This is a genomic window from Pseudomonas sp. E1MeOHC2, from assembly GCF_058745025.1.
Genome location: NZ_CP196675.1, coordinates 4,204,154 through 4,217,811, shown reverse-complemented (window position 1 = coordinate 4,217,811; position 13,658 = coordinate 4,204,154). Strand labels below are relative to the sequence as shown.

The window sequence follows — 13,658 nt, the reverse complement described above, 5'->3', positions numbered from 1 at the left end:
CCATGTTGCAGACGCGCCAAGTCCAGGCGCAGAGGGAACTGGACCACGCGGCCTAGGGACGACCTTGCAACGGCAGGCTCAACTCATCCTCGGTAAGCCGTAACGCAAGTGCTTCGAAGGCTTGCTCGGTTTCCCGCTTAAGCGCCTCGCAGCGTTGTACATACGCGCCACTGCCAAGGGATTCCTTCTCTTGGTCAAGGGCATCCAACTGCCTGTCGAAGGTGTCGGAAATGCTCGCGTATGGCTCGGGATACCTGGCACGCAGGTACGGCATCCAGAAGTCTCGCTGACTGATGTAGCGAGCCCGCTCATCACCCGCTTCGACGGTCAGGACTGCTGTGTATACCCGATCGAGGTCACCTTGCGAGACGCCGGCAAGCGGACGGAACTGCATGGCCCGGGGCTGGCCAAGCAAGTTCAGGCGGCCCGCCAGGCCCGTACGGTAAGCCAGACTGACCTCGACTTCGTCTACGTCACGCCCCTCGACCGACCGGCCCAGGAAGTCGGCACGGGCGAAGCGCTCCACTTCGTCAAGACGGAACATGCGTTGCGCCAATAACAAGCGGGCGTCACGGGTGGCGATCGGGTCGCCCCCGAACGTCACCTGCAACACCCTCATGCGGACTTCGAGCTGGCTGAAACAATGCGCCACACTGTCAACGCAGGTCCGCGGGTCAGCCGCCCGCTCAAACAGTTCTTCACGAATCTGAGTACTGTTGGTGGCAGCGTCCAGCATCTCCCACACCCTTCGCGACAGGTCTTCGCGCACCAGACGAAAATCGGCGCTGTTGGTCAGTTCTGCCAATAGCAGGAAGAACTGCGTATGGTCAGGCTCTTGCCTCAAGGCATCCCACTGAGCCGATCTGTGTGGCTGATGCTGTTCATCCAGTGCCCCCAGCCAGGTGGCCCTGGCGCGGAGGATATCGGCCTCTTCCCCCTGCAGATGGGCACTAACCGGCTGAACCGCATACAAGCGCTCGCGCTCGGCCACCGTCAGCGGATTACCCTCGACAAGCACCACCTGACGCAAAGCCTGCGGTGCATCGAGCAATGCCTGGGGCAAACTGGAAATCTGGTTGTTTCGCAAGTCGGCATGCTCCAGCAGGCCGCACCACTCAAGGCCCTCCGGCACTGTTTGCAGGCCTGCACGGTACAGCTGGATTTCGCGCAGGTGGGGCAGCCGGTTAAAGCGCAAGCTGATCGAGCCCAAAGGGTTGCCACTCAAATCCAGCGTGTGCAGGTTGGTAAGCTCGGTCAAGGCGCTCGCAGAAGGCTCGGACATGCGGATCTGGTTGCCGGCCAGGTGCAAATGGCGCAACCGTGGCAAGCTGCTGAGTGCTTGCGGCAACGCACGCAAGGCATTTCTGCTCAAGTCCAGGCGCAGCAACCGCGCAAAACAGTTCAAAAACCCTTCCGGCAGGGTTTGCAGGCGCAACCCCACCAGCACCAAGTCCGTGATATGACCAAAATCAGTACCTGGCGGTATAGAAGGCAGGCTGCCTGCTGGCACGTTCAGAATGTTCAGCTGTAAGCCACCTTGCTCCCCATTTTGATGAACGACCCGTTCACCCTCGAGGCGCCAGGCACGTCGAAACGCATTGGCCACCGCCCGCCTGTGCCCACGTTCAGCATCGGCAACAGCCTCTGTCCAGCGCCCCAGGTTTTCGTCAAGCCGACGGTATTCTTGCTCCTGATACAGCAGGTTGGCATAGGCGGAGTCCGAATTGTTCACCAGCACCTGCAGGAAACGCTCGACCGCATGCTCATCGAATGAGGGATACAAACTGCGAATCCGTCGCCGCAGCATCTGCCTCTGCGCCCCCGCGGAAGCACCCCGGCCACTGAGCAAGTAGCCCACTCGCCCATCGGGCAACCGGTGCAAGGGCGAACCGACTGGCTTGGCTTCACGCCGGCCAAGCAGGCGTAACAATTTCAGCCGATCGCGGGGCAGCCAGCCCTGTATGGACGTACGGATGCGCGCGATCGCACCTTCACCTGTCCATCCCTGTTGCTGCAGGAATGCGGGCGGCAGGCAGGCAGCCAGTACCTCGAACACTCCCTGCGGGTGCGCGACTTCGGTCTCACTGGCACGGCCCATATCGTCGAAAAGTTCAAACCCACCTTCGCGCCAGACCATCACCGTGGCAAGCGGCCCGTCACCTTGATCAGGAAACAGCCGGTCCAGCACCGGCCCGTGGCTTGAGCCATCACGCAGGACCAGGTTCACCTCGCCCGGCGCCAAGCCTCGGCGGCGTAATAGGGCGAACGCCAGGGTAACCGCGTCGGCATGGTAGCTGCTGCGCAGGTAAAGTGCCTCACGCGCCCGGACCAATCGGGCCTCCTGCAGCAGCCCGCGCGCCTGCTCGGCCAATGCCAGCGGCACGCGAGACTCATTTAGCATGCGCTGGCGTGTTTCAGCGCTGGCCATGTTGAGCAGGTCCAGTGCATAGGCGTCCGGCAGCCCTGTAAAACTCTTTTTCAGCGTGGCCAACAGCGGATCATGCGCCAGGTAGCGCTTTGCAAAATGCTCCAGCATCGGCCCTCTTAACTGCTCGGCCGCGGCCTGAATCGTCGGCGTCTGCGCCGAGACGTTCTGCCCTTGCAGGGCTAGCTTGTCTACACACCACTGAAAGGCTTCAGTATCGTCGCTCCCGGCCCCGAGCTGGGCGAAGAACACCTCGATTCTGTCGTCGATGGCAAAACGCTGCAGGGTGTCGCGCAGCCTGACAGGCAGCGGGCGACCTTCTACCAGCAGGCCACGCAGGTGCGCCCCATCGACGCCCGCAACCGTCAGGATGTGCGTGATCCGTTCTGCGCCCAGTGTTGCCGCGTCAGGCCACAAACGTTTGAGCAGCACGTCCGTATCCTGCCACTCCAATGGCCGCTCGTAGCTGAGCCGCCAGGCACGCTCCGCGTTGTTTTCAAGCGAAGGGCCAAATACGCCCGGTCCGTCACGGTGCAGCAACCGCCAAGTACCCGCCGCATCACGCCTGACCCGGTAAAGCTGCCCCTCGCACCGCCACCCATATTCCTGACCATCACTGAGCAGCCCATTGTCGAGTTCGGTCATCGGCGGCACGGTTGAGCGCAGCAGGTACGGCTGCAAGTCGTAGCGCCATAAACGTTGCGTGCCCGCCTCGGTAGTGACCGGTTCCAGTGCTTCGACAAACGCGCTGCGCAGTGCCTGCATGCCCGCCGCAACCGCAGCGCCACCCGCCAGTGTCGAGGCGACCTGAAGCAGGTGCTCCAGCGCCTCGTGCTGGTGCCCCTGCGCCCAGTCGCTGGCGCCCTCGAATACCTGGCCCAGCATTTGCCGGGCCAGATCAGCCAACAGCAGTGTGCCAACGACCGGCACAAAGAGCCCCGCCAAATTCAGCAGCCCCAGCCCAGCCGACGCCAGCGTACGCAACCGCTCGGCGGCGAACCCGGCGTCCGCCTGCGCCGTCGGCACAGCCAGGAACGCCGCATCGGCCTTGATGCGCTGCACATGACCGGCCGCCAAGTGGGCAAATACCTCACCGGTCGTAGTGGTCCGCTCGGGTTCGAGGTCCGGTTGGTCGTCCTGCAGGCGTTTGCCCAGTTTCACCTGATAAACCGCTTGCCCGTCGAGCGCAATGCGACGGGCAAGCGCCTGGCGAAACGGTGCATGGTCCATGGCGGCGGCCAGGGCTTGGTTCGCCGCTGGCCAATCAGCGAAACGGCGCAACGGCTGCTGTGACTCATCGGGTAGGTACAGCAGCACGGCCAACAAGCGTTTCGGGTTGAAGATCAGCCCGGAGATACCCCATGGCGTTCCAACCAGCTCGAATGCGATCGCCCCGTCCACCCGCTGCCCCAGTATCTGCAGAGCCCCCATGTTCAGCTCGTGGTCAGAAGGCAACTCCGGGCGCTTGCCTTGGCCAACCTGACGCAGCATCCGCAGGTCGCTGGCTGAAAGCTGTCCCTTGATGCCCGCCATTTCGACTGCGACCGCCAGTTCCAGGCGCTTGTCTGTGGCCAACTTACGCTGGAAGGCAGACGTCAAAGCCTGGTCAAGATGAGCCTGGTACGCTTTGCCGACGTCAGTACTGCGGCACAGGTTCACGACAGCATCGATTTGCTGGGTAAGGACCTGCTCGGGTTCGCCAGGCGCCGTTGTAGCGTCGATCAACGCGGTGCCTGCAAAGTACGGCTCACCTTTCTTGAAGTTCTGTAACAGCTTCTGCAAGGCCGGCACCGTCACAAAATAGGACTCGAACTCACGCACCTGTCCCTGAACCACCTTCAAGCGTCGTCGCTCTTCACGCCAGTTGACCTTGGGCAAATCGAGATCCAGCGCCAGCTGCTTTTTAATCGCTTGCTCAAGGTGCTGCGCAGCAAACCGCTCAAGCGGCATCAATTGTTGCCAAGCCGCGTTCATGTGCTTCTGGCTCTGTAAATGCGCCGTCATGCAAACGCGCAAGGCGTCCAGCGGCTTTCGTCCGGCACGCTTCAACCAGGTGGGCAATTGCTCGGCAATGAAGTCATTGGCTGGGTGCAGCAGTTTTGGGTGGATCGTCGCTTCGGGCACGGTCGAAGTCCTCAAGGCCTGTTCTGGCCTGCCACCCTGCGCCAGTGCCGTGCGGCCCGGCAGCCGGAAGCGCTCGCCCCTCAGTGCCCCGAACCGCGCGACTGAATCAATGCCCGGTAGTGCCCTGGGTTACAGCCGAACCACTTGCGAAACGCCTTGTAGAACGAACTGCTGTCGGCGAACCCCAGGCGCTCGGCGATTTCGCCCATGGCCGCCTCGTGCTGGCTTAACCAGGTAATTGCCAGCTCACGGCGCACGCTGTCCTTCAACCCTTGGTAGTTCTGCCCTTCTTCGGCCAGACGCCGGCGCAGGGTCGAGGGCGACAGGCACAACTGCCGCGCCAGGTTGTCAGCATCTGGCCAATGCCCCGGGGCCAATTGCATCAGATCAGTGCGGATACGCCGCCCCAAACTGGCAGGGTCGCGGTACTTGACCAGGATGTTGCCCGGTGCCTCGGCAAGGAAGCGCTGTAGTTCCTCTTCGCTGCGCCGCAGCGGCAGCTCCAGGCATTCGGCGGCGATGATCATGCGCGTACGCGGGCGCTCGAACTGCAGGTTTTCCGAAAACATCACCCGGTAGTCGTCGCAGAACGGTGGCTCGGCACAGCGCAGGTCGATGGCCAGAATCGGAATACGCCGCCCGGCCAGCCAGCAGGCCACACCATGCACGATCATCCAGAAGGTGAAATAGGTAAACGCGCGACGCGGTTCGTCACGCGGCTCGTTGATGACGATCTCGGCCAAACCTTCCTGGCGCACCAGGGCCGGTTGCAAGTCTTCGAGCATCAGTGCCAGAAACGTCAACGCGGTTTCCAGGCCCGTGCCCAAGCTTGGCTGGCCCATGCTTGCCCGGCACATGAACGCCAGGCTGCCGCTGCGCAGGCCGCGCGGGTCCATGGCGAAGAACTCGTCGTTGCAGCGCCGCGCCAGCAAACGCCAGAGCCGGGCATAGGACTCGGCGCTCACACGTGCAGCAGGCAGGTGCAACTGGTCGGCGGCAATGCCAGCGCGCGCCAGCAAGCCGTTATCGGGCTCACCAGCAGGGCACGTCTGCAACAGCGCTTCGCGCACCAGCTGCATGGAAATGGTGTCTTTTTCGCTCATCGACGGTCCTGTCGGCTTGGTGTCGGCCATCATAGGTCGCCCTGTTCAAAACAGCCATCACAGCCCCGCCGCCAGGCTCAGGAATGCCTGGATCAACCGCAGTTCGCGACGGCGCTCCAGGCAGCCGATCATGTGCTGGTTGACCAGGCCAGCGCCAGCCAGTGGCCGTGCGACCACCCTGGGGTCATTGGCAACTTCAGTGGACGAAACAACGCCAATGCCCAGCTCCGAGGCTACCGCTTCAGTCACCGCCTCACGGCTGTCCAGCTCCAACAACACCCGGGGTTGCACGCCCGCCGTGGCACAGGCCGTGTCAAACGTACGCCGGGTGGTGGAACTCGGCTCACGCAGCACCATGATGTGCTGGTGCAACTCGGCCAGCGGCAAGTCGCCTTCGCCACTGGCCCAGGCATGCCCCGCCGGCAGTAATGCGCATAAACGCGACTCGCAGAGGTTTTGCAAATGCAGGCCCTTGCGCGGTTCGATCTCGGTCAGTACAGCCACATCGGCATGTTCGCTGAGCAGCGCAGCCAAGGTTTCCTGGGCATTGCCCAAACGCAAGTTGACGGTAATGCCCGGGTAGCGCTCGCGTAACTGGGCGAGCATCGGCATGACCCGGTGCGGGCCGTCGGCGGCCACCTCCAGGCGCCCGGTCAGCAACTGCCGGTTGGCCTCAAGCATCGCCTGGGCTTCTTCGGCCAGGCCGAACATCGCCCGGGTAATAGCTGCCAGGCGGGTGCCCTCCTCGGTCAGCTCGACCCGCCGTGCGGTGCGCCGCAGCAAGGTGATCTGGTAGTGCTCCTCCAGCGCCTTCACGTGCCCGGTCACTGCGGGCTGGCTGATGAACAGGCGCTCGGCCGCCCGCGTGAAGCTGCCCTCACGGGCGACAGCATCGAAAGCACGTAACTGGAACAGGTTCATATGTATCGGCCTGACTTATAGCTCAGATAACAACAAACAATTTGATTGATGACAGCGCCAATTGCAACCTAGGCCCCGTAGTTTCACTCCACCGCTTGTGAGGAACCACGGAATGAGCAACGCGCCTATCCTGCTGACCCCCGGCCCCCTGACCACATCAATCCGCACCCGCCAAGCCATGCTGGTGGACTGGGGCTCCTGGGACCGCGATTTCAACCAACTCACTGCCAGCGTTTGCGAACAACTGCTGGCCATCCTCGACGCCAGCGCCAGCCACCACTGCGTGCCCCTGCAAGGCAGCGGCACCTTCGCCGTGGAAGCGGCCATCGGCACCTTGGTACCGCGTGACGGCAAGGTGCTGGTGCTGATCAACGGCGCCTATGGCCAACGACTGGCGAAAATCTGCAAGGTGCTGGGCCGCACCTACAGCACCTTTGAAACCGCCGAGGACCAGCCGACCACCGCCGCCGACGTGGACCGGCTGCTGGCGGCCAACCCTGCCGTCACCCACGTGGCGCTGATCCACTGCGAAACCAGTACGGGCATCCTCAACCCGCTGCCTGAGATCGCCCAGGTGATCAAGCGCCATGGCAAGCGCCTGATCATCGATGCCATGAGCTCGTTCGGCGCACTGCCGATCGACGCCCGCGAGGTGCCCTTCGAGGCGCTGATCGCCGCCTCCGGCAAATGCCTGGAAGGCGTCCCCGGCATGGGCTTCGTCTTCGCCGAAAAAACCGCGCTGGCCGCCGCCGAAGGCAACGCCCATTCGTTGGCCATGGACCTGCACGACCAGCACGCCTACATGGCCAAGACCGGCCAATGGCGCTTCACCCCGCCCACCCACGTGGTCGCGGCGCTGCACGAAGCACTGCAGCAGTACAACGAGGAAGGTGGCCTGCCTGCCCGCCACCAGCGCTATGCCGACAACTGCAAGACCCTGCTCGATGGCATGGCCGCCATCGGCCTGCGCAGCTTCCTGCCCGCCGAAATCCAGGCGCCGATCATCGTCACCTTCCATGCCCCGGACGATGCCCGCTACCAGTTCAAGGACTTCTACGAACGGGTCAAGGCCAAGGGGTTCATCCTCTACCCAGGCAAGCTGACCCAGGTCGAGACTTTCCGCGTCGGCTGCATCGGTGTGGTCGGGCCAGACGGCATGCAGGCCGCTGTGAATGCCGTGGCCGACGTGCTGCGGGAAATGGAAGTGCTGGACATCTGACCCTTTGCCCACCCGACTTCAGGAAATAGCGCACATGAACTACAGCAACCCTACCCAGCTGCAAGCCGCCATCCTTGACTGGGCCGGCACCGTGGTCGACTTCGGCTCGTTCGCCCCGACGCAGATCTTCGTCGAGGCCTTCGCCGAGTTCGACGTCCAGGTTTCCATCGAAGAAGCCCGCGGCCCGATGGGCATGGGCAAGTGGGACCACATCCGCACCCTGTGCGACGTGCCGGAAATCGCCGAGCGCTACCGCAAGGTGTTCGGCCGCACCCCGACCGACGATGACGTCACCGCCCTCTACAACCGCTTCATGCCCCTGCAGATCGAGAAGATCGCTGTGCATTCGGCGCTGATCCCTGGCGCCCTGGACACCCTCACCGGCCTGCGCCAGGGCGGCCTGAAGATTGGTTCGTGCTCGGGCTACCCGAAGGTGGTGATGGACAAGGTGGTGGAACTGGCAGCGCAAAACGGCTATGTCGCCGACCATGTGGTGGCCACCGACGAAACCCCGAATGGCCGCCCGTGGCCGGCCCAGGCCTTGGCCAACGTCATTGCCCTGGGCATCGATGACGTGGCCGCCTGCGTGAAGGTCGACGACACCGTACCGGGCATCCTCGAAGGCCGCCGCGCGGGCATGTGGACCGTTGCCCTGGTGTGTTCCGGCAATGCCCTGGGGCTGACCTGGGAAGGTTACCGGGCGCTCAGTGCCGAGAAGCTGGAGAGCGAGCGCAAGCGCATTCATACGCTGTTCGCCAGCTCACGCCCGCATTACCTGATCGACACCATCAACGAATTGCCCGAGGTGATTGCCGACATCAACCGGCGCCTGGCCAGGGGCGAGATGCCGCAAGCCTGCTGACCGTCGCGTTTGTTTCCGGGGGCTGCATTGCAGCCCCATCGTCGCTATATGCCCTGCGCAAAGCTCATCTGGGTTGCTTTTCAGCGCCCTTCTGTACATTGAGTTGTGCCTGCGAAACTCAATAATCGGCCCTCCCCTTTCCTGACGGTTCCACCTCCAAGGAAACACCGATGAGCACGCATACCCGCAACAAACGACTGACGGTGCCACAGCTGGTGGCAATGAAAGGCCGGCAGAAGATTGTTTCCCTGACCGCCTATTCCAGCGCTATCGCCAAGGTGATCGACCCCCTGGTCGATTTCATGCTGGTCGGTGACTCCACTGCCATGGTCGGCTACGGCCGCCCTTCCACCCTGGGCATGCGCCTGGACGAGACCATTGCCCATACCCGTGCCGTGGTCGACAGCACGCGCCTGGCCTGCGTGATCGCTGACATGCCGTTCGGCAGCTACCAGGAGTCCCATGAACAGGCCTTTCGCAACTGCGCCCAGGTGCTCGCCAGTACCGGCTGCGACGCCGTAAAGCTGGAAGCCAACCAGGCGTTGGCGAGTACCGTGGCGTTTCTGGTCGCACGCGGCATACCGGTCATGGCGCACATCGGCCTGATGCCGCAGTTCGTCAATGTCATGGGCGGCTACAAGGCCCAAGGGCTGAGCCCGGACAGTGGCGCTGCATTGCGTGCCGATGCCCGCGCCAACCTCGAAGCCGGCGCTTTCAGCCTGGTACTGGAAGGCGTGGCCGAGCCCGTGGCCCGGGCCATCACCGAGGCCAGCGACAAGCCGACCATCGGCATTGGTGCCTCACCCGCTTGCGATGGCCAGGTGCTGGTCACCGAAGACCTGCTTGGGCTGGGCGGCGAACATGTGCCTCGCTTCGTCAAGCAGTATGCCGACGTCGGCCAGGTGATCCGCGAGGCCTGCGCCCGCTATGCAGAGGACGTGCGCAGCGGCAGCTTCCCCGAGATGCACCACTGCTACGGGGCCTGAGCCTCATCCTGAATCGCCTTGACCAGGCGTTGCAGCGCCTGGCCAATGTCCTTGCTCCAGTCCAGCGTGTAGCACAGCCGCAGGTGGTTACGCCAAAGGCCGTGCTGGCTGAAGATTTCCCCCGGCGCGATGACGATACGCTGCGCCAACAGCCGCTCGAAGACCCGGCGCATGTCCACCGGTCGGGTCGCCTCCAGCCACAGGCTCGCCCCACCCTGCGGCTCGACCACGCGCAAGCTGCCCTGGCCGTGGGCCTCCAGCAACGCTTTCATCTGCAGCATGCGATTGCTCAGCAAGGGGCGCAGCAGCTGAAGGTGCTGCTCGACCCGCCGCGAAGTGAACAACTTGGCGATTGCCTTCTGGCGAATCGGTGACAACCGAAAGCCACGCTCCAGAAACAGCTGTTGCAAACGTTCGGTGTGACGCCTGCACAGCAGGTAGCCATAGGGCGCTTCAGCACCGATCACCTTGTCGAAGGTGGAAAACACCAGCAACCGGTCGAGCTCGGCGAAATCCCGATAGCGCGGCGCCGCCGCGTGGAAGCAGAACTCGCCATAGCCATCGTTCTCGAACAACCACACCGCGTGCTCGGCCAGCCAGCGGCAGATCTGTTGTTTGTCCTCAGCGGGCATCAAGCCGCCCTGAGGCACGTTGGCCGCCGAAGACAGCACCGCCAGGCGAACCGGCTCGTCGCAGAGCACCTGATGCAGCTGCTGCAGGTCGAACCGGCCGTCGTCACCCAAGGGCACTTCGATGATGGTCATGCGCGCGGCCTGCAACTGCCTCAGAACCGCCCAACTGCAGGGCGACTCGACCAGCGCGACCTGGCCTTCGAGGTCCAGCGCACGCAAAGACAGCTCAAGGACGCTACGCAGATCCGAACCGATGAACACGTGCTCGGCTTGCCAGCAACGCTGCGCCGAGCGGGTGTAACGGCCTGCCAGCACGCTGCGCAACTCAGGCTCACCGAACGGCTGGTACAGCGGCGCAGGTGCACGCGGGTATTGGCGCGCCAGCTCCCGTTCGAGCATCAGCAACGGCTGCTCCAGCGACAACAGCATCGCCGGTGCATCGCTGCCAAGGGCCAACATCCCAGGCTGGCGCGCACTGGAAAACACGGTGTCGAGCAAGCTCGACGCGCACTCCCTGCGCAAGGGAGCGCTACGGATGACGGTGAAGTAACCCAGTTTCGGCCGCGCACGCACCCGCCCTTCATCCTCGAGCAGCGCATACGCATACTTGGTGCTGGATACCGAAACGCCCAACTGCCGGGCCAGCTGGCGTAGCGACGGCATGCGCTGCTCGACGTTCGAAGGCGCCGCCTCGATGCAGCCAAGCAGGTAGCGGTAGACCGCCTGGTAAGTGAAGCCGGGTTTGTCGGTCTTGCGGGTATCCATACTCAGGCATCGTCGGCAGAAAACTGCCACAGGGTAAACGAAAGCCCCGGTACAGCGTCCAGCAAGAACGACCCAGGCGCTATTGCGGCAACTGTACCTGCGGCTTGGTGTCGGCAAAGATCGCCCAGCTCGACACGAACAACGCCGCGATCAACGGCCCGATCACGAACCCGTTGAGCCCGAACACCGCCAACCCGCCCAAGGTGGAAACCAGGATCAGGTAGTCTGGCATGCGCGTGTCCTTGCCCACCAGAATCGGCCGCAGCACGTTGTCCACCAGGCCGATCACCAGCACCCCGAACGCGGTCAGGATCACCCCCGGCAAAATGGCCCCGGTCAGCAGGAAGTACGCCGCCACCGGCGCCCAGATAATCCCCGCCCCTACCGCCGGCAACAGCGACAGAAACGCCATCAACACCGACCACACCAACGCGCTCGGAATATCCAGCACCCAGAAGATCAAGCCGCCGAGCGCGCCCTGGGTAATGGCAACCAGTACGTTGCCCTTGACCGTCGCCCGGACCACACGGTTGAACTTCAATTGCAACCGGCGCTTCTGGTGCTCGGGCAATGGCACGGCCAGCCGGACTTTGCGGGCAACCTCCGCGCCTTCGCGCAAAAAGAAAAACAGCAGGTACATCATGATGCCGAAGCTGATCAGGAACTCGAACGTGCCCTGGCCAAAATTGAAGGCCTGGCTGGCCAGCACCTGGCTGCCCTGCGTGGCCCACTTGGTGATCTTGTCGCGCAGCCCGTCCAGGTTGCCCATGCCCATGTTGTCCAGGCTGTGTTGCGCGAAAGCCGGCAGCATGTCCTTGCCGCGCTCGACGTAGCCGGCGATGTCCAGTTGCCCACTCTCGATGCGCTGGTACAGCGTGGCGCCCTCCTGCACCAGCAAGGCACTGGTGATGATCACCGGCAGCACTGCCACCAGCAGGCAGATCAGCAACGTGGTGAACGCCGCCAGATTGCGCCGCCGTCCGAAGCGGATCAGCAAATCGCGCTGCAAAGGGGCAAAGAGGATGCCCAGTATCACCGCCCAGAAGATCGCACCGTAATACGGCAGCAGGATCCAGACGAAAGCGATGGTCACCAGCGTCAGCAATGCTGCCAGGGCTTTGTTCTGGAGGGCGGTTTGGTTCATGGCGTTTCCTCGCGGGTTCTTGGACATTAGTGCCCGCCGCTTCGCCAAAAGTGCCGCGCCTGCGTTGATTCAGATCAATACGGTACTCCCGGCGCGTGCTTAGCATCCGTGCCTTTTGCCCCGGTGCGCTCATGAACCTTCCCGCCAAGCCCGAACTGCTGGCCCCTGCCGGCTCCCTGAAGAGCATGCGTTATGCCTTTGCCTATGGCGCCGACGCGGTCTACGCCGGCCAGCCGCGCTACAGCTTGCGGGTGCGCAACAATGAATTCGACCACGCCAACCTGGCGCTGGGCATCCAGGAGGCGCATGCCCTGGGCAAGCATTTTTACGTGGTGGTCAACATCGCCCCGCACAATGCCAAGCTCAAGACCTTCCTCAAAGACCTCGCCCCGGTGATCGAGATGGCACCGGATGCACTGATCATGTCCGACCCCGGCCTGATCATGCTGGTGCGCCAGCACTATCCGCACATGCCAGTGCACCTGTCGGTGCAGGCCAACACGGTCAACTGGGCCAGCGTGCAGTTCTGGCAACAGCAGGGGCTGAGCCGGGTGATCCTGTCGCGCGAACTGTCGCTGGAGGAGATCGAAGAAATCCGCCAGCAGGTGCCGGACATGGAGCTGGAAGTGTTCGTCCATGGCGCCCTGTGCATGGCCTACTCTGGCCGCTGCCTGCTCTCGGGCTACCTCAACAAGCGCGACGCCAACCAAGGCAGCTGCACCAATGCCTGCCGCTGGAAGTACGACGCCACGCCGGCCAGCGAGAATGCCACCGGCGACATCGTGCGCGAAGTGCAGCCGACCCTGGGCCTTGGCGCCCCTACCGAGCAAGTCTTTCTACTGCAGGAAAGCAACCGTCCAGACCAAGCGATGCCGGCGTTCGAGGACGAGCACGGCACCTACATCATGAATGCCAAGGACCTGCGCGCCATCCAGCACGTCGAGCGCCTGGCCAGCATGGGTGTGCACTCGCTGAAGATCGAAGGCCGCACCAAGTCGCACTTCTACTGCGCCCGCGCGGTGCAATCCTACCGCCAGGCCATCGATGACGCCGTGGCGGGTCGGCCTTTCGACCGTGCCCTGATGGACAACCTCGAATCCCTGGCCCAGCGCGGTTATACCGAAGGCTTCCTGCGCCGGCATGTGCACGACGAATACCAGAATTACCAGCGTGGCAACTCGCAGTCCGAGCGCCAGCAGTTCGTCGGCGAGCTGACCGGCGCGCGCGTGGATGGCCTGGCCGAGGTCAAGGTGAAGAACCGCTTCGCCGTGGGCGACCACCTGGAGCTGATGACCCCGCGCGGTAATTACCATTTCGACCTGCACCGCCTGTGCGGTCGCCAGCAGCAAGCCATCGAAGTGGCGCCGGGGGATGGCCATGTGGTGTACCTGCCCATCCCTGAACAGGTCCCCCTGGAGTACGGCCTGCTGATGCGCGACCTGGGCCACGACGAGGCCGCTGCCTGACAACGCTGTAA

Annotated in this window: 9 protein-coding genes; 4 read left to right on the top strand and 5 right to left on the bottom strand. The window is 63.4% G+C overall.

Annotated features, from left to right (window positions below; translation table 11 throughout):
- Positions 1-52: 52 nt before the first annotated feature.
- The 3 genes from ACSSU5_RS19100 to ACSSU5_RS19090 form a co-directional block, all read right to left on the bottom strand.
- Entirely contained in the window at positions 53-4,549 is a 4,497-nt protein-coding gene (locus tag ACSSU5_RS19100) for an NEL-type E3 ubiquitin ligase domain-containing protein (protein ID WP_492559507.1), read from the bottom strand.
- Between the two features lie 80 nt (positions 4,550-4,629).
- On the bottom strand, positions 4,630-5,652 hold the full coding sequence (locus tag ACSSU5_RS19095) for an AraC family transcriptional regulator (RefSeq protein ID WP_264309463.1): 1,023 nt from the start codon (positions 5,650-5,652) through the stop codon (positions 4,630-4,632).
- Between the two features lie 57 nt (positions 5,653-5,709).
- Positions 5,710-6,573, bottom strand: coding sequence for a LysR substrate-binding domain-containing protein (locus tag ACSSU5_RS19090; protein ID WP_264309464.1), 864 nt, complete (start codon positions 6,571-6,573; stop codon positions 5,710-5,712).
- A 112-nt stretch (positions 6,574-6,685) separates the two neighbouring features.
- Between ACSSU5_RS19090 and ACSSU5_RS19085 the strand changes: the two genes are divergently transcribed.
- The 3 genes from ACSSU5_RS19085 (at position 6,686) to panB (ending at position 9,640) form a co-directional block, all read left to right on the top strand.
- On the top strand, positions 6,686-7,792 hold the full coding sequence (locus ACSSU5_RS19085; RefSeq protein ID WP_492559506.1) for a 2-aminoethylphosphonate--pyruvate transaminase: 1,107 nt from the start codon (positions 6,686-6,688) through the stop codon (positions 7,790-7,792).
- Between the two features lie 34 nt (positions 7,793-7,826).
- Positions 7,827-8,654 carry a phosphonoacetaldehyde hydrolase gene (phnX, locus tag ACSSU5_RS19080; protein ID WP_492559505.1) on the top strand — a complete coding sequence of 276 codons (828 nt, stop codon included), beginning with the start codon at positions 7,827-7,829 and terminating at the stop codon, positions 8,652-8,654.
- Positions 8,655-8,824: 170 nt separating this feature from the next.
- Positions 8,825-9,640, top strand: coding sequence for a 3-methyl-2-oxobutanoate hydroxymethyltransferase (gene panB / locus ACSSU5_RS19075; RefSeq protein ID WP_264309467.1), 816 nt, complete (start codon positions 8,825-8,827; stop codon positions 9,638-9,640).
- Here panB and ACSSU5_RS19070 read toward each other — a convergent pair.
- Positions 9,628-11,037, bottom strand: a complete 1,410-nt coding sequence (locus tag ACSSU5_RS19070; protein ID WP_492559504.1) for an aminotransferase-like domain-containing protein — start codon at positions 11,035-11,037, stop codon at positions 9,628-9,630. The genes panB and ACSSU5_RS19070 overlap by 13 nt on opposite strands.
- A gap of 79 nt (positions 11,038-11,116) precedes the next feature.
- Complete coding sequence (locus ACSSU5_RS19065) at positions 11,117-12,181, bottom strand: AI-2E family transporter (protein WP_264309469.1); 1,065 nt, start codon at positions 12,179-12,181, stop codon at positions 11,117-11,119.
- A gap of 131 nt (positions 12,182-12,312) precedes the next feature.
- Here ACSSU5_RS19065 and trhP point away from each other — a divergent pair, with 131 nt between their 5' ends.
- Positions 12,313-13,647 (top strand): prephenate-dependent tRNA uridine(34) hydroxylase TrhP, encoded by a 1,335-nt coding sequence (trhP, locus tag ACSSU5_RS19060; protein WP_492559503.1) that lies wholly within the window; start codon positions 12,313-12,315, stop codon positions 13,645-13,647.
- Positions 13,648-13,658 lie beyond the last annotated feature (11 nt).